General features: G+C 47.5%; 13 protein-coding genes. All 13 read left to right on the top strand.

The window, feature by feature from the left end; genetic code table 11:
• The first annotated feature begins 1 nt into the window (after position 1).
• A complete protein-coding gene (gene dnaE / locus AY633_RS11720; protein ID WP_068488509.1) occupies positions 2-3,055 on the top strand; it encodes a DNA polymerase III subunit alpha in 3,054 nt (1,017 codons plus the stop codon).
• 427 nt (positions 3,056-3,482) lie between these two features.
• Positions 3,483-4,115 (top strand): FadR/GntR family transcriptional regulator, encoded by a 633-nt coding sequence (locus AY633_RS11715; protein WP_186008771.1) that lies wholly within the window; start codon positions 3,483-3,485, stop codon positions 4,113-4,115.
• Positions 4,115-4,987 carry an acetyl-CoA carboxylase, carboxyltransferase subunit beta gene (gene accD, locus AY633_RS11710; protein WP_068488508.1) on the top strand — a complete coding sequence of 291 codons (873 nt, stop codon included), beginning with the start codon at positions 4,115-4,117 and terminating at the stop codon, positions 4,985-4,987. The genes AY633_RS11715 and accD overlap by 1 nt, the downstream gene beginning before the upstream one ends.
• The gene (locus AY633_RS11705) at positions 4,980-5,945 is read left to right on the top strand and encodes an acetyl-CoA carboxylase carboxyltransferase subunit alpha (protein ID WP_068488507.1); all 966 of its coding nucleotides are present in this window, start codon (positions 4,980-4,982) and stop codon (positions 5,943-5,945) included. Before accD ends, AY633_RS11705 begins: the two co-directional genes overlap by 8 nt.
• 140 nt (positions 5,946-6,085) lie before the next feature.
• Positions 6,086-7,045 (top strand): 6-phosphofructokinase, encoded by a 960-nt coding sequence (gene pfkA, locus AY633_RS11700; protein WP_068488506.1) that lies wholly within the window; start codon positions 6,086-6,088, stop codon positions 7,043-7,045.
• Positions 7,046-7,067: 22 nt separating this feature from the next.
• Positions 7,068-8,828 (top strand): pyruvate kinase, encoded by a 1,761-nt coding sequence (pyk, locus tag AY633_RS11695; RefSeq protein ID WP_068488505.1) that lies wholly within the window; start codon positions 7,068-7,070, stop codon positions 8,826-8,828.
• A 24-nt stretch (positions 8,829-8,852) separates the two neighbouring features.
• Complete coding sequence (locus tag AY633_RS11690) at positions 8,853-9,239, top strand: FxsA family protein (protein WP_068488504.1); 387 nt, start codon at positions 8,853-8,855, stop codon at positions 9,237-9,239.
• 187 nt (positions 9,240-9,426) lie between these two features.
• Positions 9,427-10,542 carry a citrate synthase gene (citZ, locus tag AY633_RS11685; protein ID WP_068488503.1) on the top strand — a complete coding sequence of 372 codons (1,116 nt, stop codon included), beginning with the start codon at positions 9,427-9,429 and terminating at the stop codon, positions 10,540-10,542.
• A gap of 78 nt (positions 10,543-10,620) precedes the next feature.
• Positions 10,621-11,889, top strand: a complete 1,269-nt coding sequence (gene icd / locus AY633_RS11680) for an NADP-dependent isocitrate dehydrogenase (protein WP_068488502.1) — start codon at positions 10,621-10,623, stop codon at positions 11,887-11,889.
• 62 nt (positions 11,890-11,951) lie between these two features.
• A complete protein-coding gene (mdh, locus tag AY633_RS11675; RefSeq protein WP_068488501.1) occupies positions 11,952-12,890 on the top strand; it encodes a malate dehydrogenase in 939 nt (312 codons plus the stop codon).
• A 157-nt stretch (positions 12,891-13,047) separates the two neighbouring features.
• Positions 13,048-13,524 carry a MaoC/PaaZ C-terminal domain-containing protein gene (locus tag AY633_RS11670; RefSeq protein WP_068461675.1) on the top strand — a complete coding sequence of 159 codons (477 nt, stop codon included), beginning with the start codon at positions 13,048-13,050 and terminating at the stop codon, positions 13,522-13,524.
• Positions 13,525-13,569: 45 nt separating this feature from the next.
• Positions 13,570-14,277: a response regulator transcription factor gene (locus AY633_RS11665; RefSeq protein WP_068488500.1), complete on the top strand. Its 708-nt coding sequence runs from the start codon at positions 13,570-13,572 to the stop codon at positions 14,275-14,277.
• Positions 14,274-15,674 (top strand): two-component system histidine kinase PnpS, encoded by a 1,401-nt coding sequence (pnpS, locus tag AY633_RS11660; protein ID WP_068488499.1) that lies wholly within the window; start codon positions 14,274-14,276, stop codon positions 15,672-15,674. The genes AY633_RS11665 and pnpS overlap by 4 nt, the downstream gene beginning before the upstream one ends.
• Positions 15,675-15,682 lie beyond the last annotated feature (8 nt).

Genomic DNA, 15,682 nt, shown 5'->3' with positions numbered 1-15,682 from the left:
AATGGTCTATCCGCATATCGTGACGGCGGCTGATCCGCTCCAAAGCACGATTCGCCTTGAAGAATTGTTCGCAGTTCTCACTGAACAAGGCGCAGGTGCGGCAGCTCTGGTCAATTCTAAATTATACGGCGTTCTTCCTTTTTGGGACGCATGCAAAAAGGCCGGCATCCACGGGGTGCTCGGCCTTTCCGTGCCCGTTGATTTTGATGGTGCCGCGCTGCCTGTTGTGCTTTATGCACAGAACAACACTGGCTACCATATGTTGTTAAAACTAAGCAGTGCGTTAGCAACGCGTGATGTGGAAGCAATCCCGCAAAAATGGCTAGCTGCCTATCAGGAAGGTTTATTCTGTGTCATTCCCGATCATGCCATGTGGGTGTTGACAGATCGTAGTGAAGCGTTCGGCATTCTATCGCGTTTATTTGGGGAGCGCTTGATTGCCAGTATCGAGCGGCCTGGTGGCATGATCAAAGAAACCGAAAGCGCATTTATCGACAGCTGTTCATCTTTTGGGCTACAATTCATGGCGAGCCATGAATGCCGCTATGTCAAAGAGCAAGATGCTTTCGCTTATGAAGTAGCAAGTGCAATCGGCGACGGCTTTAAGCTTAGCGATCCCGACCGGGCAAAACCTGAGCATTCATCAGCTTTTGTGCCAACGAAAAGCCAATGGGCGGAATGGTTTTCAGACCATCCGGAATGGCTGGAGCAAAGCCGTGCGTTGCTCATGAACTGCCGTGTCACCATCTCCTTGAATCGACAATTGCTGCCAAAATATCCGGTGAAAGAAGGTAGCGATACACATGAGGTCATCCGTTCGCTTTGCTTGAAGGGCTTACAGGAACGTGTCGGGAAATTGGAACAAACTTATTCGGACAGGCTCGATTACGAACTGGGCGTCATTTCGTCCATGGGCTATATCGATTACTTTCTCATCGTGTCCGATTTTATGGCCTTTGCCAGAAAAAAAGGCATCTTGACCGGGCCGGGCCGTGGATCTTCGGCCGGTTCACTCGTGGCCTTTGCACTGCGCATTACGGACGTCGACCCGCTTGCACACGGTTTGTTATTCGAACGGTTCTTGAATCCAGAGCGTGTCACTTTGCCGGATATCGATATTGATTTCGCAGATCACCGCCGCCATGAGGTCGTCGAATATGTTGCGAAAAAATATGGCGCCTTGCAAACGGCGCAAATCATTACTTTCGGAACATTGTCAGCAAAAGCGGTTGCAAGAGATACAGCGAGGGTGTTCGGGTTCGAGGCTGAAGAACTTGAGAAAATTTCGAAACTTATCCCGAGCCGTCCAGGCATCACTTTGCGCGAAGCACTTCGCGAATCAAAAGCGCTGGAAGAATGGATTATCGGCAATGAAACCCGTGAACGTTGGTTCAAAACTGCGCTTCGGCTGGAAGGCCTTCCCCGCAACTCTTCTATTCATGCGGCAGGCGTCATTTTGAGCCCAGGCCCGTTAGTGAATTACGTACCGATTGAAAAAGGCAATGACGGTATTTTCATTACCCAATGGCCGATGCAGGAACTTGAAGCGATCGGCTTATTGAAAATGGATTTTCTTGGGTTGCGCAATTTAACCATTTTGGAAAACATGGCGCATATGCTAAAACGCGACCGAAACATGACAATGGATTACCGAAACTTGCCGTTCGACGATCAAGCAAGCTTTAGCTTATTGGCCAAAGGCGATACAGCGGGCATTTTCCAGCTGGAATCACCAGGGATGAGGCGTGCATTGATGCTCATTAAACCGAACGCATTTGGGGATATTGTCGCGGTTAATGCCTTGTACCGCCCAGGCCCGATGGAATTTATCCCGCTTTATGCGCGGCGCAAGCATGGAGAAGAAGCGGTCACCTATATTCATCCGGTGCTAGAGCCGATTTTATCGGAAACATATGGCGTCATCGTCTATCAGGAGCAAATCATGAAAATTGCTGCTGACATGGCGGGCTTTAGTTTAGGCGAAGCCGATCTATTGCGCCGAGCTGTCAGTAAAAAAAGTCGCCAAATTCTTGACGAAGAGCGTGAGCATTTTGTTGGCGGTGCTACTGCGAAAGGCTATACCGCTAAAGAAGCGGGAGATGTTTACGATTTGATCGTGCGATTTGCCGATTACGGCTTCCCGAAAAGCCATGCGGTCGCTTATAGCATGATTTCCTATCAACTGGCGTATATGAAAGCCCATTATCCTGTGCAGTTTTATGCTGCCCTATTATCGAACAGCCAAGGCAATAATGAGAAAACAGCTCAGTTCATGCGGGAAATGAAAGATCGCGGAATTGCCCTTGCGGCGCCTTGCATACGAAACAGCCGATATGGATTTTCATCGGAGGCCCAACAAGTCCGTGCGGGGCTGAGCACCGTAAAAGGCGTTCCTGGCACGGCAGTGAAAGCGATTCTTGCAGCAAGAAAAAATGGACCTTTTGAAAGTCTTTTCAATATTGCCGAACGCATATCGGCTGTGCATTTCACTCGCAAAGCGTTAGAGCCATTGATCAAAGCAGGCGCATTGGATGAGCTTGGCAAAGACCGCGCTGTGCTGCTGGCATCCCTAGACAGCGCAATCAAGCATGCGGAACTGGTTAAGCCAAATGAAGACCCCGGTTTGTTCGATGAAATGGGGTCTAGCTTTATGAAACCGAAATACACGAAAGCAGAACCGATGCCAGACGGACTCAAACTCGATTTTGAAAAAGAAGCACTCGGCTTTTATTTGAGTACCCATCCTGTTGAACGTGAAAAAGAACAGCGTAACAAGACGTATACAGCGCTCAACGACATGCCAAAGAAAAAGGACCGTGAGCGCGTGGAAGTGCTCGGTCTGGTAGAAGATGTGCGGCGCATCCGTACGAAAAAAGGCGACGCGATGGCTTTTGTAACCTTACAGGACGAAACCGGCGTCGCATCGGTTACGCTGTTCCCAAAAGAGTATGCACAATACAACGAAATGTTGGATAAAGATGCCTTGCTAGAAATCCAAGGAACAGCAGAAACCCGCCAAGGCAAGACGACCATCATCTGCAAAAACATCGTATGAAGGTACAGGATGAATCACATGCGTATAAAATAATCGACATTGGACTTCATTTCTTAAAAAGAAAGGTAGTCTCAGAGTGTTGAAGAAGTCTATTATCCTCAATTAATGAAAAGAGCGGGAGACTATTCGACAATAAAAAATCAACGAACTCTCTAAGTATTTGGAGAAGTGTTCGCTCGACTCCAGTGGTAAAGCGAGACGACCGAGACCCCGCAAGACGCGAAGCGGCTGAGGAGGCTTGGGCGCGAGCCCACGGAGTCGTACGATAAGCTTCGGAAAATACGATTTTCTGATTTTTGGACAGCTTGGACTGCATTTCTTAAAAAGAAATGCAGTTTTTTCTTTACGGCAGCGGAATTTTTTTGTAAGGTATAGAAGGATTAGTGGTCAGACCACTTTCAAAAAAATGGAAACAAAAGGAGTTTTCATGACTCAACCAAAGCGTTATTTAAATATTGTAAGTGAAATGCGGGACATGATTCGGGAACAGAATATTCGTCCGGGTGATCGGATTCCATCAGAACGGGAGTTAGCTGAAAAGCTGGCAGTCGGCCGTTCGACGATCCGCGAGGCGCTCCGAAGCTTGGAATTGCTCGGGCTTATCGAAACCCGTCGCGGGGAAGGGACATTTTTGACCGATCCCGGGAAACATCGGCTCGTTGAATTATTGGCCACATTCATCTTGCAAGATACAAAAACCCTAGAAGATATACGGGAAACGATGTGTATTCATGAAACTGCGGCAATCCAGGCCATTTGTTCAAGTGAAGCTTGGAAACTACCGGTCTGGCAGAGTTTGCGCGAGCGGCTCGACGGGCATGAATTCATTAGGGAAGATTTCGTTCGCGAGTTAATGGTATTGTCCGGCAACCGGTTATCGCTGAAAATTTGGTTCTTATTGAAGCAGTACGGGGGCAATCCTTACGACGGCGAAGCAAGCCTTGAAGAAAAAGCCTTATTGAAGAACATCCTGCTGGCCATTGAACAACAGGATGGCCAAACAGCCATCCGCGAATTCAAAACTTGGAGCAGCGTCTTAATTAAAGGAGAGAATGCGTAATGGCAATGATAAGAGATATATTCAAGCGAAAACGAGATGAAAAAGAGGCTACTATCCCGTCTAAAGCGGCTAAAGACGTGCCTGAAGGCTTGATGACCAAATGTCCGAACTGCAAACACATCACTTTAACTAAAGAGTTGGAGAATTTGGGGAAAGTATGCCCGAAATGTGATCATCATTTCAAGATGACGGCGCGCGAACGGATTGTTCATCTATTGGACGAAGCGAGCTTTGAATCGGTAGACGACCACTTGAAATCTGAAAATCCGTTAAATTTCCCGGGATACAGCGAAAAAGTTCAAGCGGACTGCGAAAAGACCGGTTTGAACGAAGCTGTATTAACAGGAACAGGGGCGATTAAAGGACAGCAAGTGGTCGTGGCTGTTATGGATTCACATTTTCGCATGGGCTCGATGGGCTCGGTAGTAGGCGAAAAAATCACCCGTGCGGTGGAATTGGCCACCAAATTAAAAGTGCCATTTTTAATCTTTACGGCGAGTGGCGGGGCGCGTATGCAAGAAGGCGTGTTGTCGCTTATGCAAATGGCAAAAACAAGTGTCGCACTTAAACGCCATTCGAACGAGGGCTTGTTGTTTGTGTCGATTTTGACGCATCCGACAACTGGCGGCGTGTCCGCGAGTTTTGCATCTGTCGGCGACATCAATTTGGCGGAACCGAAGGCATTGATCGGCTTTGCAGGACGCCGCGTCATCGAACAAACGGTCCGTGAAAAATTGCCGGAAGACTTCCAAACAGCAGAATTTTTACTGGCTCATGGGCAGCTGGATGCGGTCGTACATCGGTCGAAAATGCGTGAGACATTATCGACCATTGTGAAACTGCATGTGAAAGGAGCTGTATCCAATGTCTAAAAAGAAAATGAAGACAATGGCGTTTGAAGAACCTTTAATTGAATTAAGAAAAAAGATTTCTGAGCTGAAGGAATACACGAAAACAGCAGATGTTGATCTCAGTTCAGAAATCACTTCCCTAGAAGAGCGCTTTGCAAAACTCGAGGAAGAAATCTATGAAAACATGAAACCTTGGGATCGTGTTCAAGTGGCGCGCCATCCGGAACGTCCGACGACTTTGGATTATTTGCCACTTGTATTCAATGATTTCATTGAGCTGCACGGAGATCGTGTCTACGGAGACGATGAGGCAATCATCGGCGGTATCGGCAGTTTTGAAGGGCAAGCTGTAACCATCATCGGCCATCAGCGCGGCAAGGACACGAAAGAAAATGTCCGTCGCAATTTCGGGATGCCTCATCCAGAAGGCTACCGAAAAGCACTGCGCTTGATGAAGCAAGCAGAAAAATTTGGACGCCCAGTCATTTGCCTGATCGATACGAAAGGTGCATATCCGGGCAGAGCTGCTGAAGAGCGTGGCCAAAGTGAAGCCATCGCCCGCAATTTGGTCGAAATGGCAGGCCTTGAAGTGCCAGTGCTGTCAATTGTTATCGGAGAAGGCGGAAGCGGTGGGGCACTTGCGCTTGGCGTTGGCAACCAGATCTTGATGCTTGAAAATTCGACTTTCTCGGTCATTTCACCGGAAGGGGCAGCATCGATTTTGTGGAAAGATTCGGCACTTGCGAAAACGGCTGCAGAAGCGATGAAAATAACAGCACCTGATCTATTGGAGATGGGCATCATCGAGCACATGATTCCCGAAGTGCGCGGAGGGGCGCATCACGATACGGCTCGACAAGCACAGCTAATCAGCGGCGCGATCCGCCATTCCTTAACGGAACTGGGTGGTTTGAGTCCTCAGCAACTGATTGAACAACGCTACGAAAAATTCCGGGCGATCGGAGTTTTCTCTGAATAATACTCAGGCCGCGTAATGCGGTCTTTTTATTTTTCGCAATTTAACAAAAAACGCAAGAAGAACAGAAGTTATGGACTGACAGCTCAGGCCCTGCGTGGTAAGGTGAATAAAGTAAAAAGGAAGTGCAGGAGGCGTTTTTGATGAAAAAGATTGGTGTATTGACAAGTGGCGGCGATTCGCCGGGGATGAACGCTGCGGTTCGCGCAGTTGTCCGAAAAGGTATTTTCCATGGCGTTGAAGTGGCTGGCGTCTATTATGGTTACCAAGGCTTGATTAATGGAGATATCAAAGACCTGCAAGCAGGGGACGTCGGTGATATTATCCAGCGCGGAGGCACAAAACTGTATTCTGCCCGCTGTGATGAGTTCCGCACTGAAGAAGGACAATTAAAGGCAATCGAACAGATGAAGAAAAACGGCATCGAAGGTCTTGTGGTCATTGGCGGAGATGGTTCATACCGCGGGGCGATGGCCTTGACTAAAAGAGGGTTCCCGAGCATCGGGGTTCCTGGGACAATCGACAACGATATTCCCGGAACGGATTATACAATCGGTTTTGACACAGCGTTAAATACCGTCATTGAAGCGATCGATAAGATCCGCGACACGGCGACCAGCCACGAGCGGACATTCATTATCGAAGTAATGGGCAGAGATGCCGGCGATTTAGCTGTGTGGGCAGGGCTTGCGGGCGGTGCTGAGACCATTCTTATCCCGGAAGCGCCATTTGACCTAGAAGATACGCTTGAACGCCTAGAAAGCGGCCGTAAGCGCGGTAAGAAACACAGTATTATCATCGTTGCTGAAGGCGTCATGAGCGGCGGGGAATTGGCCAAGCTAATCGCTGGCAAGACCAATGTGGAAACGCGCGTCTCTGTTCTTGGCCATATCCAACGCGGCGGTACACCAACTGCCCGCGACCGTGTGCTTGGAAGCTTGTTCGGAGCACGGGCTGTAGAAGTGTTGCTTGAAGGAAAAGGCGGCCTGGCGATTGGCATGAAAAATCATCAGGTGGTAGACTATGATATGACAACGGCATTCGAAAAAGATCATGATGCCGATATGAGCTTGTATGAACTTTCTAAAGAGTTATCAATTTAAATAGTTAAATGGAGTGAGTCTATTGAGAAAAACGAAAATCGTCTGCACAATCGGGCCGGCAAGTGAATCGCCGGAAGTATTAGAACAATTGATGAAGGCGGGCATGAATGTTGCGCGCTTGAACTTCTCGCACGGTGACCATGAAGAGCATGCCTTGCGCATCAAACGCATTCGCGAAGCTTCTGAAAAAACGGGTATTACAGTCGGGATTCTCCTCGATACAAAGGGGCCGGAAATTAGAACGCATAAAATGGAGAATGATTCCATTGAACTCGACACCGACCAGGAAATCACGATTTCCATGACAGAAGTGTTGGGCACAAAAGAAATGTTTTCAATCACATACGACAAATTGATTGAAGACGTACATGAAGGATCTACAATATTGTTGGATGATGGCTTGATCGAATTGCGCGTTACGAGCATCGATAAAGAGCAAGGCCAAATTCATACAATCGTTGAAAATGCCGGCACGTTAAAAACGAAAAAAGGCGTTAACGTTCCAGGAGTTTCGGTACAATTACCGGGAATTACTGAAAAAGACGCAGCTGATTTATTGTTCGGTATCGAGCAGGATGTCGACTTTGTCGCTGCATCTTTCGTCCGCAGACGTTCAGATGTAATGGAAATCCGTAGCTTGTTGGAAAAAAATGGCGGATCGCATATCCAAATCATTCCGAAAATCGAAAACCAGGAAGGCGTCGATAACTTGGATGAAATCCTCGTCGTTTCAGACGGCCTAATGGTGGCGCGTGGAGACCTTGGGGTAGAAATTCCTGCGGAAGAAGTGCCGATCGTCCAAAAATCGATGATCAATAAATGCAATAGTGCAGGAAAGCCGGTCATTACAGCGACACAGATGCTGGACTCCATGCAACGCAACCCGCGCCCGACTCGCGCAGAAGCAAGTGATGTAGCCAATGCCATCTTTGACGGCACTGATGCCATCATGTTGTCAGGCGAAACCGCAGCAGGGCTTTACCCGGTCGAGTCAGTTGAGACGATGCACCGTATCGCTGAAACGACAGAAGCTGCGCTAAACCACAAACAAATCGTTTCCAACCGCCGTAAGGAAAAAGAATCGAATATGACAGAAGCGATTGGTCAAGCGGTCGCTTACACAGCTCTTAACCTGCGTGTTCAAGCAATTCTGGCGCCGACTGAAAGTGGCCATACGGCAAAAATGATCTCCAAGTACCGCCCAGGTTCTCCAGTCATTGCAGTGACATCCACGACTCGCACAGCGCGTAAACTGACCTTGATCTGGGGCGTTCAACCGATTGTCGGAACACGCGTTGAATCGACGGATCAAATGCTCGAAGTCGCAGTGGAAGAAGCGCTTAAGCATGGATTGATCAAACATGGCGACCTAGTCATCATTACAGCGGGCGTACCAGTCGGTGAAGCTGGCACAACCAATTTGATGAAGTTGCGAGTGATTGGTGACATCTTGGCGAAAGGTCAAGGCATTGGCAAAAACGTCGGTTTTGGAGAAGCGGTCGTCGTTCGCAACGCTGAAGAAGCTTTAGCGGTCGACACGGAAGGCAAAATCATTGTCACTTACGGTACGGATCGCGATATGATGGATGCCATCAATAATTGTGCAGGAATTGTAACGGAAGAAGGCGGATTGACCAGCCACGCAGCAGTTGTTGGCTTGAGCCTTGGAATTCCCGTTATCGTCGGCGTTAAAGAGGCGATGACAAAAGTGGAGTCTGGACAGGAAATTACGATTGATGCAGATGCAGGTGTCATTTACCACGGGCACGCAAGCGTTCTGTAACGAAAATTTGGAGGTCGATTGACTATGATGAAGTGGATCTTTTTAGCATTGATAATCGTACCGACTCTTGAGCTTGCGATTTTAATCTGGGCAGGCGGGCAGATTGGTTTCTTCTGGACACTGGCCTTAATTTTGGCGACTGGTTTGCTCGGGGCTTTCTTGGCGAAACGCCAAGGCTTAAAAGCGATCCGCGACATCCAATCGAGCATGAACCAAATGCAGCCTCCGGGAGACCGCTTGATTGGTGCAGCCTTTATCCTAGTCGGCGGCACATTGCTGCTGACGCCTGGATTTATTTCGGATGCAGTCGGGTTTAGTTTATTGTTCACCCCGACACAAAAGCTATACAAGCCGTTGGTTTATCGGATGCTGCAGAAAAAGATGAAAAATACCCGGATTATCGTTGGATAATACCGGGTTCATTCATCAAAAAAGCAAGAGGTTTTAAATTTTACCAATCGTTTTCATTCACAAATTCTACAAAGTTGATTATAATGACTAGGTAAGTCCATTTACGGAAAAGTGCATGAAAGCAGATGGCTCATTATTCTGTTTTTTTTTTGGAATGATGAAGTAGATTCTAGAAGGAGAGATTTACATGACATCATCAAAAGGTTTAGAAGGTGTAGTCGCAACTCAATCGGCGATCAGTTCGATCATCGACGATACCCTTACATACGTCGGCTACAATATCGACGATCTGGCGGACAACGCCAGCTTCGAAGAAGTGATCTACCTGCTTTGGCATCAACGTTTGCCAAAAGCAAACGAACTCGCAGAGCTCAAGCAACAGCTTGCTGACAACATGGCGGTGCCGCAAGCGGTACTCGACCACTTCAAGACATACGACATTAAAAACGTTCACCCGATGGCGGCACTCCGTACAGCGGTTTCCATGCTTGGCCTCTTCGACGAAGAAGCGGAAGTAATGGAAGAAGCAGCGAACTACCGCAAAGCGATCAAAATCCAGGCGAAGATCTCGACGCTCGTGACGGCATTCGGCCGCATTCGCGCCGGCAAAGAACCGATCCAGCCGAAAACGGATTACAGCTTTGCAGCGAACTTCCTGTACATGTTGTCTGGCGAAGAGCCAAAAGACATCGAAGTCGAAGCATTCAATAAAGCGCTTGTACTTCATGCGGACCACGAATTGAACGCTTCAACGTTCACAGCGCGTGTTGCAGTCGCAACATTGTCTGACGTCTATTCGGGCGTGACAGCAGCGATTGGTGCTTTGAAAGGCCCACTTCACGGCGGCGCTAACGAGCAAGTGATGAAGATGTTGACAGAAATCGGTTCTGTCGATAATGTCGAGCCAGTCATCAACGAAAAATTGGCGAACAAAGAAAAAATCATGGGCTTCGGCCACCGTGTCTACCAACAAGGCGACCCGCGTGCGAAGCATTTGCGCGAAATGTCGAAAAAACTCACGGAGCTTCGCGGCGAATCGAAATGGTATGACATGTCCGTGAAAATCGAGGAATTGGTGACAAGCGCTAAACCGCTTCCACCAAACGTCGATTTCTACTCGGCTTCGGTTTACCATTCCTTGAACATCGAACATGATTTGTTCACGCCGATCTTTGCAGTATCCCGTGCATCGGGCTGGCTTGCACACATTTTGGAGCAATACTCAAACAACCGTCTAATCCGCCCGCGCGCGGAATACATCGGGCCAGGCATGCAAACTTACGTGCCGGTTGAAGAACGTTAATTTTGGCAATACAATAAAATTTGATGGGGCTGACACATTGTGCAGCCCCATGACTTTGAAATCAGGAGGAACTTACACATGACGAACGGTGAAAAAATCTCAGTAGAAAATGGCGTCTTGAACGTCCCTAACAATGCAGTTATTCCATACATTATCGGTGACGGAACTGGACCGGACATCTGGAACGCAGCTTCGCGCGTACTTGAAGAGTCGGTAAACAAAGCTTATAACGGCGAAAAATCAATCGTTTGGAAAGAAGTTTTGGCTGGCCAAAAAGCATTCGACGAAACTGGCGAATGGCTTCCAGAAGAAACGCTTAACGTTATCCGCGAATACTTGATCGCTATCAAAGGACCACTTACTACGCCAATCGGCGGCGGTATCCGTTCATTGAACGTAGCACTTCGCCAAGAACTAGACTTATACACTTGCTTGCGTCCAGTGCGTTATTTCGAAGGCGTGCCTTCACCAGTTAAACGTCCAGAAGATACAGACATGGTCATCTTCCGTGAAAACACTGAAGATATTTATGCGGGTATCGAATACGCTAACGGCAGCGACGAAGTGAAAAAATTGATCTCATTCCTTACAGACGAAATGGGCGTTAAAAACATCCGCTTCCCTGAATCATCAGGTATCGGTATCAAACCAATTTCTGAAGAAGGCACTAAACGTCTAGTACGCGCTGCAATCAACTACGCGTTGACTGAAGGCCGCGACTCTGTGACACTTGTCCACAAAGGGAACATCATGAAGTTCACTGAAGGAGCTTTCAAAAACTGGGGCTATGAAGTGGCTGAGCAAGAGTTCGGCGATAAAGTCTTCACTTGGAACGAATACGATGCAATCAAAGACGAAAAAGGAACAGATGCTGCGAACAAAGCACAAGAAGACGCTTTGGCTTCAGGCAAAATCCTTGTTAAAGATTCCATCGCTGACATCTTCCTTCAGCAAATCCTTACACGCCCGAGCGAGTTCGACGTTGTTGCAACAATGAACTTGAACGGCGACTACATCTCTGATGCACTTGCTGCGCAAGTCGGCGGCATCGGAATCGCGCCAGGCGCGAATATCAACTATGACACAGGACACGCTATCTTCGAAGCGACTCACGGTACTGCTCCGAAATACGCTGGCCTTGATAAAGTAAACCCGTCTTCTGTTATCCTTTCAGGCGTCTTGATGCTTGAGCACCTTGGATGGACTGAAGCTGCGAAATTGATCTCCGATTCAATGGAGAAAACAATTGCGTCTAAAGTCGTCACTTATGACTTCGCCCGTCTAATGGACGGAGCGACAGAAGTGAAAACATCTGCATTCGCTGATGAACTAATTAAAAACATGTAAGATGAAAGAGGAGGCTTTTGCTTCCTCTTTGTTGTATCATCCGATGGAAAGGGGAGTTTTGCATGACATTCAAACGGAAAAAGATTTCAGTTATCGGTTCTGGATTTACTGGCGCAACGACAGCATTTTTGCTGGCGCAAAAGGAATTAGGGGATGTGGTCATTGTTGACATTCCCGCCATGGAAAATCCGGCTAAGGGAAAAGCGCTGGATATGGCAGAAGCAGCACCTGTTTTGAACTTCGATGCGCACATTACTGGAACTTCGGATTATGGGGATACGAAAGATTCTGACCTGGTCATCATTACAGCGGGCGTGGCAAGAAAGCCAGGCATGAGCCGTGATGATTTAGTACAGACCAATCAAAAAGTCATGAAGTCCGTCACCAAAGAAATTGTCGAGCATTCACCAGAAGCGACAATCGTTGTGCTGACGAACCCGGTAGATGCAATGACATACACTGTTTTCAAGGAATCCGGATTCCCGAAAGAACGCGTTATCGGACAGTCAGGTGTACTGGACTCTGCACGCTTCCGAAGCTTTGTTGCGCAAGAACTCAATCTTTCTGTTAAAGACATTACAGGCTTTGTACTGGGTGGGCACGGGGATGATATGGTGCCGCTCGTTCGTTATTCTTCCGCTGGAGGTGTGCCGCTCGAAAGCTTGATTCCGAAAGAACGTCTTAATGAAATTGTCGAGCGAACTCGTAAAGGCGGGGCAGAAATCGTCAACCTGCTAGGCAACGGCTCGGCTTATTATGCCCCTGCTGCTTCTTTAGTGGAAATGGCGGAAGCGATCATCCTGGACCAAAAACGCGTCTTGCCGTCAATCGCCTATCTTCAAGGGGAATACGGCATGGATGGAATTTATCTGGGCGTCCCGGCAGTGCTCGGTGCATCTGGAATTGAAAAGATTATTGAAATCGAGTTGAATGAAGAAGAAAAACGGGCGCTCGACAAGTCCGCTGCTTCAGTAAAAGCAGTCATGGACATATTGGCGTAATTTAAGGGCCAGGCAGAATAAGCTGCCTGGCTTTTTTCATACATAGAATTAGCTTGTTGAAAACTTTATTCACCTGCTGCCACAGCAAGCGAGCTTGCACTTGTACTCATGAAATTGATACTATAAGGATATGAACCACTTAGGGGAGGGAACGCCCGTGTTACTCGGGAAAAAACGTAAATTAGGCAGAAAGATTGAAGACATTACAGTTGGCGAGAAATTGAAGTTGACGGAAAAGATTGAAGACAAGGATTTGCTCTTGTATCTTGGCCTTACAAACGATGGAAATCCGTTGTATATCCAGCACGACTTTGCTTCAACTACTAGTTTCGAAAAGCCAGTAGTGCCAAACATCATGCTGACGGGTATCGTCACATCTGCAGTATCCAAGTATATGCCAGGACCAGGTTCGTATATTTGTGAACAGCAATTGGTATTCAAAAAACCGGTCTACCATTATGCCACTGTCGATTTTCTTTTGGAAGTCGTGGATGTGGACGTAAGAGCTAATCTGGCGACGATTCGCGTAGAAGGCACGGATGAAGAAGGTGCAATTTGCATTGAAGGGAAAATTGTGGCACAGCCGCCGAAGACATCAAGTAAATTGACGACGCAGGCGATGGAGAATTTCTAAAGCGATTTGGAATGGGGGTTCCAAATTGAGTGTGGAGGATGTAAAATGCCGAAGAAACTTTTGATTATTGAAGATGAACATTCGATTGCGACGCTGTTATCTTATAATTTGGTGCAAGCTGGGTATGAAACAATCATAGCGAATGACGGAAAACAGGGCTATGAGCTTGCGATGAGCGAAAACCCTGAACTGATTGTTCTCGATTTGATGTTGCCATCGATGGATGGTGTGGAAGTATGCAAATCGCTGCGCCAGCAGAAAGTGAATACGCCAATTATCATGTTAACGGCAAAAGGCGATGAATTCGATAAAGTTCTCGGCCTAGAGCTTGGTGCAGATGATTACATGACGAAGCCGTTTAGCCCACGTGAAGTGGTGGCCCGCATCAAGGCGGTACTGCGCAGGGCAGAAACCAGTCCTGTCATTCAGCAGGAAGGGGCTGCCACATACGAATTTGGCAAATTGCAGATTTTCCCGGAACGCTTCGAAGTGTTTTTGGATGACAAGCAATTGGAGTTTACGCCAAAAGAATTCGAACTGCTTGTCTATTTGGTGGAAAACAAAAATAGAGTATTGACTCGCGATCAATTATTGAGTGCGGTCTGGAAGTACGATTTTGCTGGAGATACGCGAATTGTCGATGTCCACGTCAGCCATCTGCGCGAAAAAATAGAAGTCAATACTCGCAAACCGATATTTATTAAAACGATCCGGGGATTGGGTTATAAATTCGAGGAGCCGAAAAATACATGACCTTCCGTCGCCGCTTGTTGCTTTCCTTGTTACTATGGATCGGTACGCTGCTTGTGGGTCTTTATTTGATCGTTCTTCAGTTCCTTCCTTTGTACGCGGAGGAAGGAAACAAGTCTGCTGTGTGGGTGGCGATGGGACTGGTCTTTCTCATTGGCTTTGGCGCATCAGCGGTTATTGGCAACCGCATCATTCGTCTGCAAGTGGAACCGATAGAGAATGCGACAGCAACCGCAGTGGAATTGGTAAAAGGGAATTATCGTGCACGCGCCTATGAATCCGATGCCCAGGGCAGCCTGGAATTAAACAAAACGATCAACGTACTGGCCCGTAATTTGCAAGAAGTCTCCACTGTTCGCCAAATGGAGCAGGAGCGATTGAAAACACTCATTGAGAATATGGGAAGTGCACTGGTCATGATTGACCGTCAAGGGACGATCTCATTGGTCAACCGGGCGTTTCTGGAAGAAACAACTTTGAGCAGTGAAACGGTCCTTGGCAGTTTGTACCGAGAAATCAATATTGCACCGGAGTTGAAATCCTTCATCGAAACCGTATTTATGACGGAAAATCGATCACGCGATCAAATCGAGTTTGCCGACGGGATGAAAATGAAAAACCTGGATGTATATGGGGCGCCGGTTATCGGTGAGCATGAGCGATGGCTCGGTGTGGTCATCGTCTTTCACGATATTACCGAGTTGAAAAAATTGGAGCAAGTGCGCAAAGATTTTGTGGCGAATGTCTCCCATGAGTTACGCACGCCTGTTACATCGATTAAAGGTTTTTCTGAAACCTTATTGGACGGGGCTTATCAGGATAAGGATACCTTATTGTCATTTTTAGAGATCATCCAGACAGAAAGCAATCGTTTGGAAATGCTGATCAATGATTTGCTGAACCTGTCGAATATGGAACGTTCTGCTTTTCATATTGAACTCGAACCGACAGATATGAAAGCAGTCATCGAAAGGGCGATCGAAACGGTGCATCCGAAACTCGCAGAAAAGGATATCGGTCTTGAGTTGAACTTGAAACCGATCGCAGTTAAAGGAGATGGCAACCGGCTCATTCAAGTAATCGTCAATTTATTGATCAATGCCGCCACCTATTCACAGGAAAATACCTTGGTGTCATTAAAGCTCTATAGCGAAGGAAATATGGCCGTCGTGGAAGTGGTGGATCAGGGAATCGGGATCGAAGCTTCTGAAATTGGCCGATTGTTTGAGCGTTTTTACCGGGTTGACCGCGCCCGCAGCCGAAATTCGGGTGGTACGGGATTAGGGCTGTCGATTGTTAAACATATCATTGAAGCGCATCATGGCGATGTCGAAGTAACAAGCGAAGTCGGCATAGGGACGACTTTTACCGTTTATTTGCCGCTTGCGGAAGAATTTTAGGAGGAACA

This window comes from Planococcus maritimus (assembly GCF_001592825.1).
GTDB classification, from domain to species: domain Bacteria; phylum Bacillota; class Bacilli; order Bacillales_A; family Planococcaceae; genus Planococcus; species Planococcus maritimus_C.
The sequence above is the reverse complement of the archived record's forward strand: the minus strand, read 5'-3'. Positions and strand labels throughout refer to the sequence as shown.

Bases quoted from the DNA above. Each gene is read 5' to 3' on its own strand.
- dnaE (WP_068488509.1), top strand. From the start codon at position 2: ATGGTCTATCCGCATATCGTGACGGCGGCTGATCCGCTCCAAAGCACG.
- AY633_RS11715 (WP_186008771.1), top strand. From the start codon at position 3,483: ATGACTCAACCAAAGCGTTATTTAAATATTGTAAGTGAAATGCGGGAC.
- accD (WP_068488508.1), top strand. From the start codon at position 4,115: ATGGCAATGATAAGAGATATATTCAAGCGAAAACGAGATGAAAAAGAG.
- AY633_RS11705 (WP_068488507.1), top strand. From the start codon at position 4,980: ATGTCTAAAAAGAAAATGAAGACAATGGCGTTTGAAGAACCTTTAATT.
- pfkA (WP_068488506.1), top strand. From the start codon at position 6,086: ATGAAAAAGATTGGTGTATTGACAAGTGGCGGCGATTCGCCGGGGATG.
- AY633_RS11690 (WP_068488504.1), top strand. From the start codon at position 8,853: ATGATGAAGTGGATCTTTTTAGCATTGATAATCGTACCGACTCTTGAG.
- citZ (WP_068488503.1), top strand. From the start codon at position 9,427: ATGACATCATCAAAAGGTTTAGAAGGTGTAGTCGCAACTCAATCGGCG.
- icd (WP_068488502.1), top strand. From the start codon at position 10,621: ATGACGAACGGTGAAAAAATCTCAGTAGAAAATGGCGTCTTGAACGTC.
- mdh (WP_068488501.1), top strand. From the start codon at position 11,952: ATGACATTCAAACGGAAAAAGATTTCAGTTATCGGTTCTGGATTTACT.
- AY633_RS11665 (WP_068488500.1), top strand. From the start codon at position 13,570: ATGCCGAAGAAACTTTTGATTATTGAAGATGAACATTCGATTGCGACG.
- pnpS (WP_068488499.1), top strand. From the start codon at position 14,274: ATGACCTTCCGTCGCCGCTTGTTGCTTTCCTTGTTACTATGGATCGGT.